Genomic DNA, 15,320 nt, shown 5'->3' on the forward strand with positions numbered 1-15,320 from the left:
CGTGGAGGAGGGCCCGCACGAAGAACGCGTCGCGGCGGGCCGCCCCCGTACGGAAGGTACGGGGGCGACCCCCTCGGGCTCGCCGCTCAGGCCCCGAAGTCCACGCGGGCCAGCCGCACTTCACCGCGGAGCGCGATGTGGAGATCGCGCACGCCGGAGAGGGCGGCGGGGGCGCTCAGGGTGGTGTACGCGTACGGGCCGCCGGCCGCCGCGGGGATCGCGAAGGCGGCCACGTGTGTGCCGCCGGGGAGGGTGAGGAGGACCTCGCCCGCGCCCGCCACCTCGACCGTGACGGCGTCCGCGCCCGTACCGAAGTCGCAGTCCCGGAAGACCAGACGGCCCGCACCCCCTCCCGCACCGCCCACCGCACCGGCCTTCGGCGTCACCGCGTCGCCCGTCGTCTTCGTACGGTCGACGATCTCCGTGCCGCTCTGTTCGTCGTAGTCGGCGGCTGCCAGGCCCCGGGTCAGGACGGGCCTGGCGCGCGGGGCCGTCTCCGGGAGGGTGAGGTCGGCCGAGCGGCGGATGTCGGCGCTGGAGGCCGCCGCCTCGAAGACGTACCGCCCGCCCGCGACGGTCCATTCGCCGTGCGCCACGTCGTGGTAGCCGAGCGCGGTGACCGGCACGGTCAGTTCGACCGTACGGGACGCGCCCGGCGCGAGCGGCACGCGCGCGTGCCCGACGAGCTGCCGGTGCGGGCGCCGTACCCGGGGGTCTGCCTCGCGCACGTACAGCTGCACCACCTCGTCGGCCTCGCGCGTGCCGGTGTTGGTGACGGTGATCCGGGCGCGCGCGACCGCGCCGCCGGCGGCCTCGCCGGGCAGGTCGACCTCCAGGCCGTCGTATGAGAAGGAGGAGTACGACAGGCCGTGGCCGAAGGCGTAGAGCGGCGTGCCCCCGAAGTAGAGGTAGGTCTGGCGTGAGCCGATGATGTCGTAGTCGAGCAGGTCGGGCAGGTCGGTGTCGTCCGCGTACCAGGTCTGCGGCAGCCGGCCCGCCGGGGAGACGTCGCCGGACAGTACGGCGGCGAGCGCGGCGCCCGCTGCCTGGCCACCGTGCGCGGTCCACAGCAGCGCGGGGAGCGCGGCGTGCGCCTCCGGTACGGCGTACGGGTACGCCGAGGTCAGCACGAGCGCGGTGCGCGGGTTCACGGCGAGGGCGGCGCGCCACAGCCGGTCCTGGTGGGCGGGGAGGGCCAGCGTCTCGCGGTCCTCGGTCTCGCGGCCGGCCAGGTGCGGGTCGTTGCCCGCGACGACCACGACCACGTCGGCGTCCGCCGCCGCGCGCGCCACGGCGTCCTCGCCGCGCTCGCTGACGACGATCTCGACCGGCTCACCGCGTTCGGCAACCTTCAGTCCGTCGGCGGCGACTGACACGTACCGACCGGTTCCCAGGTGCAGAAGGAGGTGCGCTCCGTCGTGCGGTGCGAGCCGGAAGCTCTCCTGGACGACCCAGCCGCCGGGCCGGGCGGCCGACGCCCGGAGATAGCCGTCGTCGGCGACCGACAGATAGCGGCCGTCGGGCGCGCGCAGGGTGAGCAGCCCGTTTCCCCAGTCGATCAGGGCGAGTTCGGTCGCTTCGGCCGGGTCGTCGGTGCGGGTCAGCGGCGGCAGGTCGGTGCGGCCGGCGAGCAGCGCGGGGTCGAGCGCGGCCTCCGTACCGGGATCCTCCTCGGCCGTGCGGGGCGCGCCGGCCGCCGGCCCGGGCACCCGGGCCCAGCCCGTGCCGTCCGCGCCCAGCCGCAGCCGTACCCGGTCCACGCCCTCCGCGAAGGTGACGCGGTCGGCGCCGTACCGCTCGCGCAGGCCGTCCAGCGGGGTGGAACGGTGGATCAGGGTGCCGCTGTACCAGTCGAGTTTGCACTCGTCGGCGAGGAGTCCGACCACCGCGATCCGGCCGCTGCCGGGGGCGAGCGGCAGCAGGCCGTCGTTCTTGAGCAGGACGACGGCCTGTTCGGCGGCCTCCCTGGCGAGCGCCCGGTGGCCGGGGGTGTCCCAGCCGTCGGCGGGCTTGACACCGGCGTACGGGTCGAGCGCCGGGTCGAACTCTCCGAGCGAGAAGCGGACCGCGAGCTGCCGCCGGACCGCCGTGTCGATGTCGTCCTCGGCGATCAGGCCGCGCTCCAGCGCGCCGCGGAGCCGGCCGATCATGACGGACGAGTCGGTGCCGTGGTCGGTGAAGCTGTCCACACCGGCGCGCAGGGAGGCGGCGGTGGCCTCCTCGTGGGTGTCGAAGTACTTCTCGGAGTCGGTGAGATTGCTGGGCGCGCCCGCGTCGGAGCAGACCAGCAGGTCCTGTTCCGTCCAGGTGCGCAGATGGTCGTGGAGGTACGGGGAGAGATGGTTGGGGCGCCCGTTGACCAGGTTGTACGCGGGCATGACACCGGCGACGGCGCCCGCCTCGACGGCCGTGCGGAAGGCGGGCAGGTCGTACTCGTGCAGGACGCGCGGGCTGATCGAGGAGGACGAGACGGCCCGGTCGGTCTCGTTGTTGTGGGCGAGCCAGTGTTTGAGGACCGGGGCCGTGCGCCACACGTCGGGGTGGTCGCCGCGCAGTCCGCGGGTGTAGGCGACGGCGATCGCGGAGGTGAGACCGGGGTCCTCCGCGTACCCCTCCTCGTTCCGTCCCCACAGGGGGTTGCGCAGCAGATTCACCGTGGGCGACCAGACGTTGAGGCCGACGCGTTCGTCCTGGGTGCGCATGGCCCGTACCTCGGTGGAGACGGCCTCGCCGACGCGGCGCACCAGTTCACCGTTCCAGGTCGCGCCGAGGCCGACCGCCTGCGGGAAGACGGTCGCCCGTCCCATCCAGGCGACGCCGTGCAGCGCCTCCTGGCCGGTGCGGAAGGCGGCGACGCCGAGGCGTTCCACGGCGGGCGCGAACTGGTGGAGCATGGCGGTCTTCTCGTCGAGCGTCAGCCGGGCGAGCAGATCGTCGATACGTGCGCTCCGGGGCAGCAGCGGGTCGCGGAAGGGCGGCTGGTCTGCGGTCACGGGCGGTTCCCCCTGGAGGAGTTCGGGCGGAGCGCGGACGGGCTCCCGGTCGGTGTCCGGGCAGGCGAGCGTACCGTCCGCCGGGCTTTCGAAGCGCTTCGATGCTCTGAGTCCGATCCTCAGGTGTCAAGACGTTCCGGAGCATCGGCATGGATCTGTTCCGGTCGGACAACCTGGCGCTCTCCACGCTCTGTTGGCCAGCGGCGACACAGGGGTAAGGAATCTTGGAATCGACTCTTGTGCCTCCCGATGCGTTCATTTAACCTCGCAGCAACATCGAAGCGCTTCGACAGATCACGGCCGGATCAGCGGTGGCTGTTGCCCGTAACGCCCGCTCCAGATCAGTCAGTCAGGCCAGTTACGCCCGCTCCATCTCATGACACCGCAGCCGACCGGCGGACTCTGCCGCCGGGTGTCCTGGCGCACCACGAAGGGTTGACGCAATGACGCCGAAGTCCTCCTCCGTCCCCAGCCGGAGAAGCTTCCTCGCCTCGACGGCGGTCGCCGCAGCGGCGGTGGCCGGCGGGGCACCGCTCCTCACCGCCTGCGGCGGCGGCTCGTCGGGGGGCACCAGCAAGGGAGGCACCACCTCCGGCAAGGACGCGAAGAAGCTTCTGCCCACCTTCGTGGCCCAGAACGTCGTCACCCCCGACATCCCGTCCAAGAACGGCTCCTCCGTCGGTTTCACCCAGCCGCTGAAGATGGCTGACCTGAAGGCGTCGGTGCCCACCCCGCTCGGCAAGGGCGGCACGGTGAAGGTCATGGCGCCGTTCTGGGGGTCGCCGCCGAAGAGCCAGAACCCGTACTACACGGCGATGAACAAGGCCATCGGCGCCGATATCGTCTTCCAGAACCAGGACGGCAACACCTACGACCAGAAGCTCGGCGCGGTGCTGGCCTCCAGCGAGATCCCCGACATGGTGGTGGTCCCCGGCTGGAATCTCGGCGGGAAGATCCCCAGCGCCATCATCAGCAAGTTCGCCGACCTCGGCCCGTATCTCGCCGGTGACAAGGTCAAGGAGTACCCGAACCTCGCCGCGATCCCGACCGATGCCTGGCAGCGCTCGCTGTTCGGCGGCAAGTTGCGTGGCATCCCGATGCCCAGCTCGTATGTGACGGGCATCGTGCCGTTCTACCGCAAGGACGTCTTCGACGAGAAGGGGTACCAACTCCCCACCTCGGCGGACGAGTTCCTGGCGCTCGCGAAGGAGATCACCAACGCGAGGGCCAAGCGCTGGGCGTGCGACGACATGAAGTGGACGGCGTTCAACAGCTTCGGGGTGCTCTCCGGCCAGGAGAAGCCGCTCGGCTGGAACCTGGTCGACGGCAAGCTCGTCTACCGCGTCGAGACCGACGCGTATCTCGAAGCGCTGGAGTGGACCCGCAAGCTGTACGCCGCCGGGGTGGTACACCCGGACGCCAAGGCGGGCAAGACCCAGGGCGACCCGGGGCTGCGCTTCACCTCCGGCGAGACCCTGATCTACAACCAGGACATCTCCCACTGGTACGGCAAGAGCGCCGAGCAGGCCGCCCAGAACACCGGCGTGGTGATCTGGGGCATGGACATCTTCGGCCACGACGGCGGCGATCCGACGCTCTGGGCCAACTCACCCGCCGGTATCTGGTCGTTCATCAGCGCCAAGGCTCCCGAGTCGGTGGTACGGGACGCGCTGGCCGCTGCCAATGTGACGGCGGCGCCGTACGGCACCAAGGAGTACATGCTCACCCAGTACGGCCAGGAGGGCGTGCACTACACCGTCAAGGACGGGCTGCCGGTCAAGAACGACAAGGGCAACATCGAGGTCGTCAACGCGTATGTGATGCTCGACGGCCCGGCCCCCAGCATCGCGCACCCCGACTTCCCCGACGTCGCCAAGGCGCAGGTGGAGTGGCAGCAGCGGATGGGCGCCTTCACGAAGAAGTCGTCCTTCTACGGGCTCCAGATCGTCGAGCCGGCCCGTTACACCAATCTCTCCAACGACTTCGAGCAGTTGGAGGACGACGTGGTGCGCGGCCGGAAGAAGATCAGCGACATGCAGCAGGCCGTCAGCGACTGGCGCGGTGGCGGCGGCGACAAGCTGCGCGACTGGTACCGCAAGCTGCTGGACGACAACGCGCCGCAGGGGTGACGGAGTGCCGCACAGCACCGCGCCCGGCACCGCCCGGACGCCCGACGACAAGAGCGACGAGAACAACGAGGGCGGCGCCGACGGCGCCGGTCCGGATCCCGGTCCGGATCCCGGCGCGGGTCCCGGCCGAGGTCCGGGGGACGGCAGTACGGTACGGGTCCCCCGGGCCAGGGCCGGCCGGCGGCGCGCCCCCGCGCCCGACGCGGCGGCCGGCGCGGAGGTCACCGGCCGGATCCCACTGCGCGTCCGGCTGCGGCGGGACCGTGTCCTGCTGCTGATGACCCTGCCGGTCGTGCTGCTCGTCCTGGTCTTCAACTACCTGCCGATCCTGGGCAATGTGGTCGCCTTCCAGGACTACGACCCGTACATCAGCGACAACGGTGTGATCTCCATCATGGAGTCGCCGTGGGTCGGTGTGGAGCAGTTCCAGCGGGTCTTCGGCGACTCCGCGTTCTGGGACGCGGTGACCAACACCCTGGTGCTCTTCATCATCCAGCTGGTGCTGTTCTTCCCGATCCCGATCGTGCTCGCGCTGGTCATCAACAGTGTGATCAGGCCCCGGGTGCGGGCCTTCGCGCAGGCCGTGCTCTATCTGCCGCACTTCTTCTCGTGGGTGCTGGTCATCACCGTCTTCCAGCAGATCTTCGGTGGCGCGGGCATCATCGCGCAGACCCTGCGGCAGCGCGGTTACGAGGGCTTCGACCTGATGACCGACCCGGAGGTCTTCAAGTTCCTGGTCACCTTCGAGGGTGTGTGGAAGGACGCGGGCTGGGGCATCATCGTCTTCCTCGCCGCGCTCACCTCGGTCAGCCCCGATCTGTACGAGGCCGCCGCGATGGACGGTGCGAACCGCTGGCGCCGGATGTGGCACGTCACCCTGCCCGCGCTGCGGCCGGTCATCGCGCTGCTGCTGGTGCTGCGTGTCGGGGACGCGCTGACGGTCGGCTTCGAGCAGATCCTGCTCCAGCGGGACGCGGTGGGCCCCGGCGCGGCCGAGGTGCTCGACACGTATGTGTGGTGGAACGGTGTGCGCAACCAGGACTTCAGCTACGCGGCGGCGGCCGGCATCGTGAAGGGCGTGGTCAGCCTCGGGCTGGTGCTCGCCGCCAACAAGATCGCCCATCTGATGGGCGAGCAGGGGGTGTACAAGAAGTGAGCACACTGACCACGCCCCCGGCGAAGCCGGCCGCCCCACGCCCCCGGGCGGGACTGACCGGTCGCTGGGCGGCGGAACCCCGGCCCGTCTGGGAGGAGGAGCCCAGCAGGGCGGGACTGGCCGGCAAGGGCGTCGTGCTGGCCGGGGCCTGTCTGGCGGTGCTCTTCCCGCTGTGGATCGTGGTGGTCACCAGCCTCTCCACCAAGCAGACCATCCAGGAGGCGGGCGGGCTCGTGCTGATCCCGCGCGGGATCACGTTCATCGCGTACCAGGAGCTCCTCAGCGGCGGCCAGGTCACCCGCGCCGCGGTGATCAGTGTGGGGGTCACCCTGGTCGGCACCGCCTTCTCCATGACGGTGTCGGTGCTCGGCGCGTACGGGCTCTCCCGCTCCGGGTCGCTCGGGCACCGCTGGATGCTGATGCTGCTGCTCGCCACAATGTTCTTCGGGGCGGGCCTGATCCCCACCTATCTGCTGGTGCAGACCCTGGGCCTGACCGACACCTATCTCGCGCTGATCCTGCCGAGCGCGGTGAGTGTGTTCAACATCCTGGTGCTGCGCGGGTTCTTCATGGGCATCTCGCCCGAACTCACCGACAGCGCGCGGATCGACGGCGCGGGCGATCTGCGCATTCTGTGGACGATCGTGCTGCCGCTGTCGCGCGCGGTGATCGCGGTGATCACCCTCTTCTACGCGGTGGGGTACTGGAGCGCATGGTTCAACGCGTCCCTCTACCTCACCGACCAGGACATGATGCCGCTCCAGAACGTCATGATCCAGCTCGTCCAGAAACAGGAGCCGCCGGTCGGGCTCGGCCAGGCGATCAAGACGGGTCAGCTCTCCCAGCTGGCCGTGCAGATGGCGGTGATGGTGATGGCGCTCCTCCCGGTCGCCGTGCTGTCCCCGTTCGTACAGAAACACTTCAAGAAGGGAATGCTCACCGGCGCGGTCAAGGGCTGATCAGGTCCGGGCGATCTGACCGGGTGCCCCGCACGCACTCCCCCATGCCCCTCCCCCCACGACGGAAGGTGACGTCATGTCCCACACCGTGTCCAATGACGCGCACGGACCCAGCAGACGTACGGTGCTCACCACGGCCTCGGCGACCGCCGCCGCGCTCGCCCTGACCGGCACCCCCGCGCTCGCCGCGCCCCGGCCGAAGGCCCCGCGCACCACCGCCGGCGGTGCCGCCGCCGCGGCGCAGGCCTACACCTGGCGCACGGCGGCCATCGGCGGTACGGGCTTCATCACCGGGGTGCTCTTCCACCCTGCGGTGAAGGGGCTCGCCTACGCCCGTACTGACATCGGCGGCGCGTACCGCTGGGACGACACCGCGCAGCGGTGGACGGCGCTCACCGACCATCTCGGCTGGGACGACTACAACCTGCTCGGTGTCGAGGCCATCGCCGTCGACCCCACTCAGCCCGACCGGCTGTATCTCGCGCTCGGCGCCTACGCCCAGTCCTGGGCGGGCAACGGCGCCGTACTGCGCTCCACCGACCGGGGCGCCACCTGGAGCCGGACCGATCTCTCCGTGAAGCTCGGCGCCAACGAGGACGGGCGCGGCGCGGGCGAGCGGCTGCTGGTCTCCCCGCTCAGCAGCGACGTGCTGTTCCTCGGGACGCGCCACAACGGGCTGCTGCGCTCGGCGGACCGGGGCGCCACCTGGTCGGCCGCCTCGTTCCCCGCGTCGGTGAACTCCGCCGGCCAGGGCATCACCTTCCTGGTGGCCGCCGGGCGCGTGGTGTACGCGGGGTGGGGGGACGGCGGCAGCGCCCTGTACCGGACGACCGACGGTGTGAACTGGAGCGCCGTCCCCGGGCAGCCGTCCGGCTCGGCCGCGCAGGTGCCGATCAGGGCGGCGTACGACGCGAACACGCTCTCCCTGTACGTGACGTACGCCAACACACCGGGGCCCAACAACCAGAGCGACGGCTCTGTCCGCCGGCTCAACACCGCCACCGGTGTGTGGACGGACATCACCCCGGTCAAGCCGTCGGGCGGTGATCCCTTCGGCTACGGCGGTGTGACGGTGGACGCGCGGGTCGCCGGTACGGTCATCGTGTCCACCAACAACCGCTGGGGTCCTGTCGACACGCTCTACCGGTCCACCGACGGCGGTGCGAGCTGGACGTCGCTCAAGGACACCGCGACGCTGGACGTGCGGGAGACGCCGTATCTCAACTGGGGCGGCACGGCGAAGTTCGGCTGGTGGATCCAGGCCGTCGCGCTCGACCCGTTCGACTCGAAACACATCGTCTTCGGGACGGGCGCCACTCTCTACGGCACCCGCGACCTGGTGCGCTGGGCGCCGGAGATCCGCGGTCTGGAGGAGTCGGCGGTCCGCCAGCTCATCGCGCCGCCCGCCGGGGGCGCCCAACTCCTCAGCGGGCTCGGCGACATCGGGGTGATGTACCACGACTCGCTGACGGTCTCGCCGTCCCGGGGCATGGCAACCAACCCGGTCTTCGGCTCGGCCACCGGGCTGGCCATCGCCGCACTGAAACCCACCTACGTGGCGCGGGCCGGCTGGGGCGACCAGGGCAACGGGGCGTACTCGGCGAACGGCGGCCAGACCTGGGCGCCCTTCGCCGCCCAGCCGTCGATCGCCAGCAGCGCCCCCGGGCCGATCGCGGTGAGCGCCGACGGCGCGACGCTGCTGTGGTCGTTCATCCACTGGGACGGCACCAAGCACCCGGGCTTCCGCTCCACGGACAACGGCGCGAGCTGGAGCGAGGTGACCACCTTCCCCAAGGGCGGCACACCGGTCGCCGACCCGGTCGACGCGCGGCGCTTCTACGTGTACGACACGGACGGCGGGGCCGTGTACCGGTCCACCGACGCGGGCGCGACCTTCGTACGGGGAGCGGGATCGCTGCCCTCGGGCGACATCCAGTTCCGGATCGCGGCGGCGCCCGGGCGCACCGGTGATCTCTGGCTCTCGGCGAAGTGGAACGGGCTGTACCGGTCGACGGACGGCGGCACGTCGTTCACCAAGCTGACCAGTTGCTGGGGCTCGTACGCCCTCGGGTTCGGCCGGGCCGCGTCCGGCGCGTCCTATCCGGCGATCTACCAGACCGGCGCGACCGAGAACTTCGTCGGGGTGTACCGCTCCGACGACACGGGCGGGAGCTGGACCCGGATCAACGACGACGCCCACCAGTGGGGGTGGACCGGGGAGACCATCACCGGTGACCCCCGGGTGTACGGCCGTGTCTACCTCGGCACCAACGGCCGGGGCATCCAGTACGGAGATCCCGCCTGATGCGCTCCCTGAACGACTCCACGCGCGGCCGGGTGCTCTTCGGCGGCGACTACAACCCCGAGCAGTGGCCGGAGGAGATCTGGCCCGAGGACGTGCGGCTGATGAGGGCCGCCGGCGTCAACTCCGTCACCCTCGGGGTGTTCTCCTGGGCGAAGATCGAACCTCGCCCGGGGGCACGGGACTTCGGCTGGCTCGACCGGCTGATGGATCTCATGGCGGACGCCGGCATCGGGGTGGTGCTGGCCACTCCGACCGCCTCTCCCCCGCCGTGGATGGGCGCGCGCCACCCGGAGACACTGCCGCGCGACGAGGACGGGCGTACGGTGTGGTGGGGCTCGCGGCAGCAGTTCTGCCCCAGCTCACCGGTGTACCGCCAGTACGCGGCGGCGCTCACCGAGGACATGGCGCTGCGCTACGGCGGCCATCCGGCCCTGCGGATGTGGCACATCAACAACGAGTACTGCACCCACTGCTGGTGCGACGGGACGGCCGGCCACTTCCGCCGCTGGCTGCAAGCGCGGCACGGCTCGCTGGACGCGCTCAACGAGTCCTGGGGCACGGCCTTCTGGAGCCAGCGGTACGACGCGTGGGAGGAGATCATCCCGCCCCGGCGCGCGCAGTACATGAAGAATCCGGGGCAGGTGCTGGACTTCCGGCGCTTCACCTCGGACGCGCTGCTGGAGTGTTACACGGCGGAGCGGGACATCGTGCTGCGGCACACTCCGGACACCCCGGTGACCAGTAATTTCATGCCGCTGTGGTCGGGGCAGGACGCCTGGCGGTGGGCCGAGGAGGAGGATGTCGTCTCCGTCGACATCTATCCGGACCCGAAGGACCCGCTGGGCGGCCAGTACAACGCGATGCTCGGGGACATGACGCGCTCCCAGGCGCGCGGTCCCTGGGTGCTGATGGAGCAGGCGGCCGGTCCGGTCAACTGGCGGGGGGTCAACCATCCCAAGCCGCGCGGGCTGAACCGGCTCTGGTCGCTCCAGTCGGTGGCCCGCGGCGCCGACGCGGTCTGCTACTTCCAGTGGCGCCAGTCCCGCCAGGGCGCCGAGAAGTTCCACTCCGGAATGCTGACCCACGCGGGCGAGGAGGGCCGTACCTTCCAGGAGATCAAACAAATCGGCGCCGATCTCGCCCGGCTGGGCCCGGAGGTGACGGGCCGTCATGTCAAGGCCGAGATCGCCGTCCTGCACGACTGGGACTCCTGGTGGGCGGACCAGCAGGACGGCCGGCTCTCCTCGCGTCTCGACTACACCGAGATCGTACGGGCGTGGCACCGGGCGCTGTGGGAGTCGAACCTGCCGGTCGACTTCGCCCGCCCCGACCACGATCTGAGCGGCTACCGGCTGGTCGTGGCGCCGCATCTGTATCTGCTCGGGGACCCGGCGATCGCCAACCTGACCGGATACGTACGGGACGGGGGCACCCTGGTGTCCGGGTTCCTGACCGGGGTGGCCGACCCGGACGACCGGGTGCGGGCCGGCGGCATGGACGGGCGGCTGCGCGACCTCTTCGGGATCCGTACGGTCCACGAGTGGTGGCCCCTCGACGCGGACGAGAGCGTGGAGTGCGACGGCTTCCGCGCCTCCCTCTGGTCGGAGGAGCTGGAGCTGTCGACCGGCGAGAGCGTCGCGTCGTACCGCAGCGGGGAGCTGGCCGGCTCCCCGGCGGTGGTACGCGACGGCCGTGCCTGGTACGTGTCGACGCTGCCCGAGCCGGAGGCGCTGCGCGGGCTGCTCGCGCGGGTGGCGGAGGGCGCGGGGATCGCGCCCACGCTCCAGGGGCTGCCCGCCGGGGTCGAGGCGGTGCGCCGGGGCGCGCTGCTGTTCCTGCTGAACCACGGCCCCAAGGGCGTCACCGTCCCGGTCCCCGGGCCGTACCACGAGGTGCTGGCGGACCGGCCGGTGGACGGCTCGGTGGAGCTGGACCGGTACGGCGTGGCCGTGCTCCGGGAGGCCACGCCGTAACACCTGCGGATCCCCGGCCCCGTCCTGCCCCCACACCCCCGCATCCCCCACATCCCCCACCATGGAAGGGACGCCATGAAAATCCGTACTCCGGGCACACTGCTGCTCGCCCCGGTGGCCGCGTTCGCCGCGCTCGTCGGGTTCGCCGCCGCACCCGCCCAGGCCGCCATCTGGTCCTCGTCGGACCAGTGGGGCAACTACACCACGTCCGACAACTACATCCTCTACAACAACATCTGGGGTTCGGGCGCGGGCGCGCAGACCATCTGGGCCAACTCCTCGTCGAACTGGGGGGTATGGGCCAACCACCCCAACACCGGCGGCATCAAGTCGTACCCCAACGCCAAGAAGATCGTCGGGAAGCCGCTCAACTCGCTTTCCTCGCTCAGGAGCAGCTACAACGTGACCGTGCCGTCCTCGGGCGCGTACAACACGTCGTACGACATCTGGGACAGCAACTACGACTACGAGATCATGCTCTGGGTGAACTACCGGGGCGCGGTCGGTCCGCTCGGCACCTCGCAGGGCACGCTCACGCTCGGCGGTCACACCTGGACCGTCTACAAGGGGTCGAACGGCTCCAACGAGGTCTTCTCGTTCCTGCGCACCTCGAACTCCACCTCGGGCACGGTCGATGTGCTGCCGATCCTGAAGTGGATCAAGGACACCAAGGGCTGGTGGGGCAATGTGACCGTCGGTGACGTCCAGTTCGGGTACGAGATCACCTCGTCCTCCGGCGGGCTGGACTTCACGACGAACAGTTTCTCCGTCTCCAGCAGCTGACCGCCGCTCGCGCGCGGCGGCTACCGCGGGTCCCCGGCCACCGACCGGGGGCCCGCGCTCTCCCGTACGGTCAGCTCCGGCGCGAGCAGCACGACCTCGTCCGTCGAGCGGCCCGCGAGCTTCGCGACGACCTGCTCCACCGCGTACCGCCCCATCTCCTGGGCCGGCACGGAGACGGAGGTGAGCGGGACCGACGCCTGCACGGCCACCTGGTCCGGGCAGATGGCGACCACGGAGATGTCCTCGGGCACGGCCCTGCGGTGCTGGCGCAGCAGGGAGAGCAGCGGGTCGATGGCCGCCTCGTTCTGGACCACGAAGGCGGTGGTGCCGGGGCGTTCGTCGAAGATCCGGCCGACGGTGGCGGAGACGGCCGCGTAACCGCCCTCGCAGGGACGGTGCAGCAGCCGGAGCCCGAGTTCGCCGCTGCGCTCGCGCAGTCCGCTCAGGGTGCGTTCGGCGAAGCCGGTGAGCCGTTCGTAGACGCCGGGGGCCTCGCCGATGACCGCGATCTCCCGGTGGCCGAGCCCGGCCAGATGCTCCGCGCACCGGGCGCCGGCGGCGGCGAAGTCGAGGTCCACGCAGCTGAGTCCCGTGGTGTCGGCGGGCAGCCCGATCAGTACGGCGGGACGCCGGCCGGCGCGCAGCAACGGCAGCCGGTCGTCGTGGAGTTCGACGTCCATCAGGATCATCGCGTCGGCGAGCGCGCTGCCCTCGATACGGCGGACCGCGGCGGGGCCCTCCTCGCCGGTGAGCAGCAGGACGTCGTAGCCGAAGGTACGGGCGGTGGTGGCGACCGCGATGGCGATCTCCATCATCACCGGGACGTACATGTCGGTGCGCAGCGGCACCATGAGCGCGATGATGTTCGACCGGCTGCTGGCGAGCGCGCGGGCGCCGGCGTTGGGGTGGTAACCGAGATGCTCGATGCTGCGCTCGACGCGTTCGCGCGTGGTGGCGGAGATGGACCGCTTGCCGCTGAGGACATAGCTCACCGTGCTGGCGGAGACTCCGGCATGCTGAGCTACATCGGCGAGGGTGACCATTCGGCTCTCCAGGGCGGGCGGCGGGGGTGAAGCGCTTCGACGCATTGGCCACCGAGGGTAGTCCGCCTGCTTGTGACCTGTCCATAGGTGGATCGAAGCGCTTCGACATCGACGTCCCCCGATGCCACCGCGCCGCCGAGCGCCCGGCCCCGCCGCGGCCGGGAAGCGTCAGTTCCCGCGGCCGGGGAGCATGGCCAGGGCCTTGGCGCGCTGTGCGACCAGCTCGTCGTAGGTGCCGTCGCGCTCGGCGTAACGATGCATATGAACCCGCTCGACCAGGATCTCGTCGGGGGTGGGGTTCTTCGAGAGCAGCCGCATGACCTCGGTGGCGAAGGCGTCGAGCGGCTGCGCGTGGGGGTTGACCTTCTCCTGTCCCGCCGTGGCGACGGCCGGGGGGACGAGCTCGACGACGCCGACGCCGGTGCCGTCGAGCTGCGCGCGCAGTGCCTCGGAGTAGGCGTGCACCGCGGCCTTGGAGGCGGCGTAGGTGGGCATGGGCGGGAACGGCAGGAAGGCGATGCCCGAGGTGACGGTGACAAAGGTGCCGGCGCCGCGTTCGACCAGGTGCGGGGTGAAGGCGTCGATGACCCGGATGGTGCCGACCAGATTGGTGTCGATGATCGTCCGTGCCGCCTCGAAGTGCGCCGGATCGCGCAGATCCTCCGCGAGCATGACGCCCGACATGGTCACTACCGTGTCCAGCTCCCGGTACCGCGCGAGTACGGCGTCCCGGGCACGTGCGACGGAGGCACCGTCGGTGACATCGATGCCGAAGGTGCCGATGCCTTCGGCGGAGAGTTCGGCGAGCGCGTCCGTGTCGCGGCCTCCGACGGCCACGGTGCTGCCCGCCGAGGCGAACCGGCGGGCCAGTTCCCGGCCGATTCCGGACGTTCCGCCGACGATGAGGACAGTGCGCCGGGAGAGATCCATGAGGTGTTCCTTCGGTTCGGGACGCCGGGCGACATGCGGACCCGCGGCGTCGAACAGTGATGCCACAAGTCTTGACGCGATCAGCCGATCGCGGGAGGGCCCTCGTCCTCCATGGTCCTGCCAGGGCCCCCTCAGCGACGTGGGCGCCGTATTACCGTGGATTCATGAATGACGAGGAATCCGGCGGCCGGCTCGGCAGCTATCTTCGCGCCCGGCGTGACCTGGTCTCCCCCGCGCAGGCGGGGATCCCGTCCGGCGGTAGCCGCCGTGTCCCCGGCCTGCGCCGCGAGGAAGTCGCGCTGCTCGCCGGAATCAGCCCCGATTACTACATGCGGCTGGAGCGGGGCCGTGACAAGCACCCCTCGCCTCAGGTTCTCGGATCGCTCGCGCGCGTCCTGCGCCTCGATGACGTGGAGCAGACGTATCTGCTCGGTCTCGCGGCGGTACGCCCCAGGGCACCGCGCCGCAAGCGGCCCGAGCATGTGCCGGCGCGAGTGCACCAGCTCCTCGCCCACCTCGGGATCCCCGCGTTCGTCGAAGGCCGCGCGTACGACGTTCTGGCTTCCAACCCCATGGCCGTCGCGCTCTCCCCGCGGCTGCGGCCCGGCCAGAACCGGCTTCGCTCCTTCTTCCTCGATCCCGAGGAACAGGCCTTTCACCAGAACTGGGAGAGAGCCGCCGCCGGCTTCGTCGCCACTCTTCGTACCACCATAGGGGACGACACCGGCAACCCCCGGTTCGTCGAACTCGTCGGAGAACTCGCGCTGTCCAGCGGGCGGTTCCGCACCCTGTGGGCCCGACACGACGTGCGCCCCCTCGACGGAGGTACCACCGTCCTCCAGCACCCCGTCGTCGGAGAGCTGCGGCTGCACCGCGACAAACTCCCCATCGAGGACGTCATCCTCGTCGTCTACTACCCCGACGAGGACAGCGACGCCCACGACAAGCTGCGGCTCCTCTCCGCACTCTCACGGACAGAACCCGCCGGCACGGCACACGGCGGGCCGGCCGGCTCCCCGCACCCGGTGACACCCTGACGACGGCCGTCC

At 70.8% G+C, this 15,320-nt stretch carries 10 protein-coding genes; 7 read left to right on the plus strand and 3 right to left on the minus strand.

What is annotated here, in order from left to right; genetic code table 11:
• Positions 1-86: 86 nt before the first annotated feature.
• Positions 87-2,993, minus strand: a complete 2,907-nt coding sequence (locus tag AB0389_RS00540; RefSeq protein WP_366393083.1) for a glycoside hydrolase family 3 C-terminal domain-containing protein — start codon at positions 2,991-2,993, stop codon at positions 87-89.
• A gap of 443 nt (positions 2,994-3,436) precedes the next feature.
• Between AB0389_RS00540 and AB0389_RS00545 the strand changes: the two genes are divergently transcribed.
• From AB0389_RS00545 to AB0389_RS00570, 6 genes are all read left to right on the plus strand, one after another.
• The gene (locus AB0389_RS00545) at positions 3,437-5,122 is read left to right on the plus strand and encodes an extracellular solute-binding protein (RefSeq protein ID WP_366393084.1); all 1,686 of its coding nucleotides are present in this window, start codon (positions 3,437-3,439) and stop codon (positions 5,120-5,122) included.
• A 232-nt stretch (positions 5,123-5,354) separates the two neighbouring features.
• Entirely contained in the window at positions 5,355-6,278 is a 924-nt protein-coding gene (locus tag AB0389_RS00550) for an ABC transporter permease subunit (RefSeq protein ID WP_366393418.1), read from the plus strand.
• A gap of 53 nt (positions 6,279-6,331) precedes the next feature.
• Positions 6,332-7,237, plus strand: coding sequence for a carbohydrate ABC transporter permease (locus tag AB0389_RS00555; RefSeq protein WP_366393419.1), 906 nt, complete (start codon positions 6,332-6,334; stop codon positions 7,235-7,237).
• A 76-nt stretch (positions 7,238-7,313) separates the two neighbouring features.
• Positions 7,314-9,542: a 1,4-beta-glucanase gene (locus tag AB0389_RS00560; protein ID WP_366393085.1), complete on the plus strand. Its 2,229-nt coding sequence runs from the start codon at positions 7,314-7,316 to the stop codon at positions 9,540-9,542.
• The gene (locus tag AB0389_RS00565; RefSeq protein ID WP_366393086.1) at positions 9,542-11,515 is read left to right on the plus strand and encodes a beta-galactosidase; all 1,974 of its coding nucleotides are present in this window, start codon (positions 9,542-9,544) and stop codon (positions 11,513-11,515) included. Before AB0389_RS00560 ends, AB0389_RS00565 begins: the two co-directional genes overlap by 1 nt.
• 75 nt (positions 11,516-11,590) lie before the next feature.
• A complete protein-coding gene (locus AB0389_RS00570; RefSeq protein ID WP_366393087.1) occupies positions 11,591-12,298 on the plus strand; it encodes a hypothetical protein in 708 nt (235 codons plus the stop codon).
• Positions 12,299-12,318: 20 nt separating this feature from the next.
• Here the strand turns inward: AB0389_RS00570 and AB0389_RS00575 are convergent, their stop codons facing one another.
• Together AB0389_RS00575 and AB0389_RS00580 are read right to left on the minus strand one after the other, a co-directional pair.
• Positions 12,319-13,341 (minus strand): LacI family DNA-binding transcriptional regulator, encoded by a 1,023-nt coding sequence (locus AB0389_RS00575; protein ID WP_366393420.1) that lies wholly within the window; start codon positions 13,339-13,341, stop codon positions 12,319-12,321.
• 168 nt (positions 13,342-13,509) lie between these two features.
• Entirely contained in the window at positions 13,510-14,271 is a 762-nt protein-coding gene (locus AB0389_RS00580; RefSeq protein WP_366393088.1) for an SDR family NAD(P)-dependent oxidoreductase, read from the minus strand.
• 164 nt (positions 14,272-14,435) lie between these two features.
• Between AB0389_RS00580 and AB0389_RS00585 the strand changes: the two genes are divergently transcribed.
• Positions 14,436-15,308 (plus strand): helix-turn-helix transcriptional regulator, encoded by an 873-nt coding sequence (locus AB0389_RS00585; protein ID WP_366393089.1) that lies wholly within the window; start codon positions 14,436-14,438, stop codon positions 15,306-15,308.
• Positions 15,309-15,320: the final 12 nt, after the last annotated feature.

It is taken from the genome of Streptomyces sp. NPDC093109 (genome assembly GCF_040701725.1).
GTDB lineage: Bacteria > Actinomycetota > Actinomycetes > Streptomycetales > Streptomycetaceae > Streptomyces.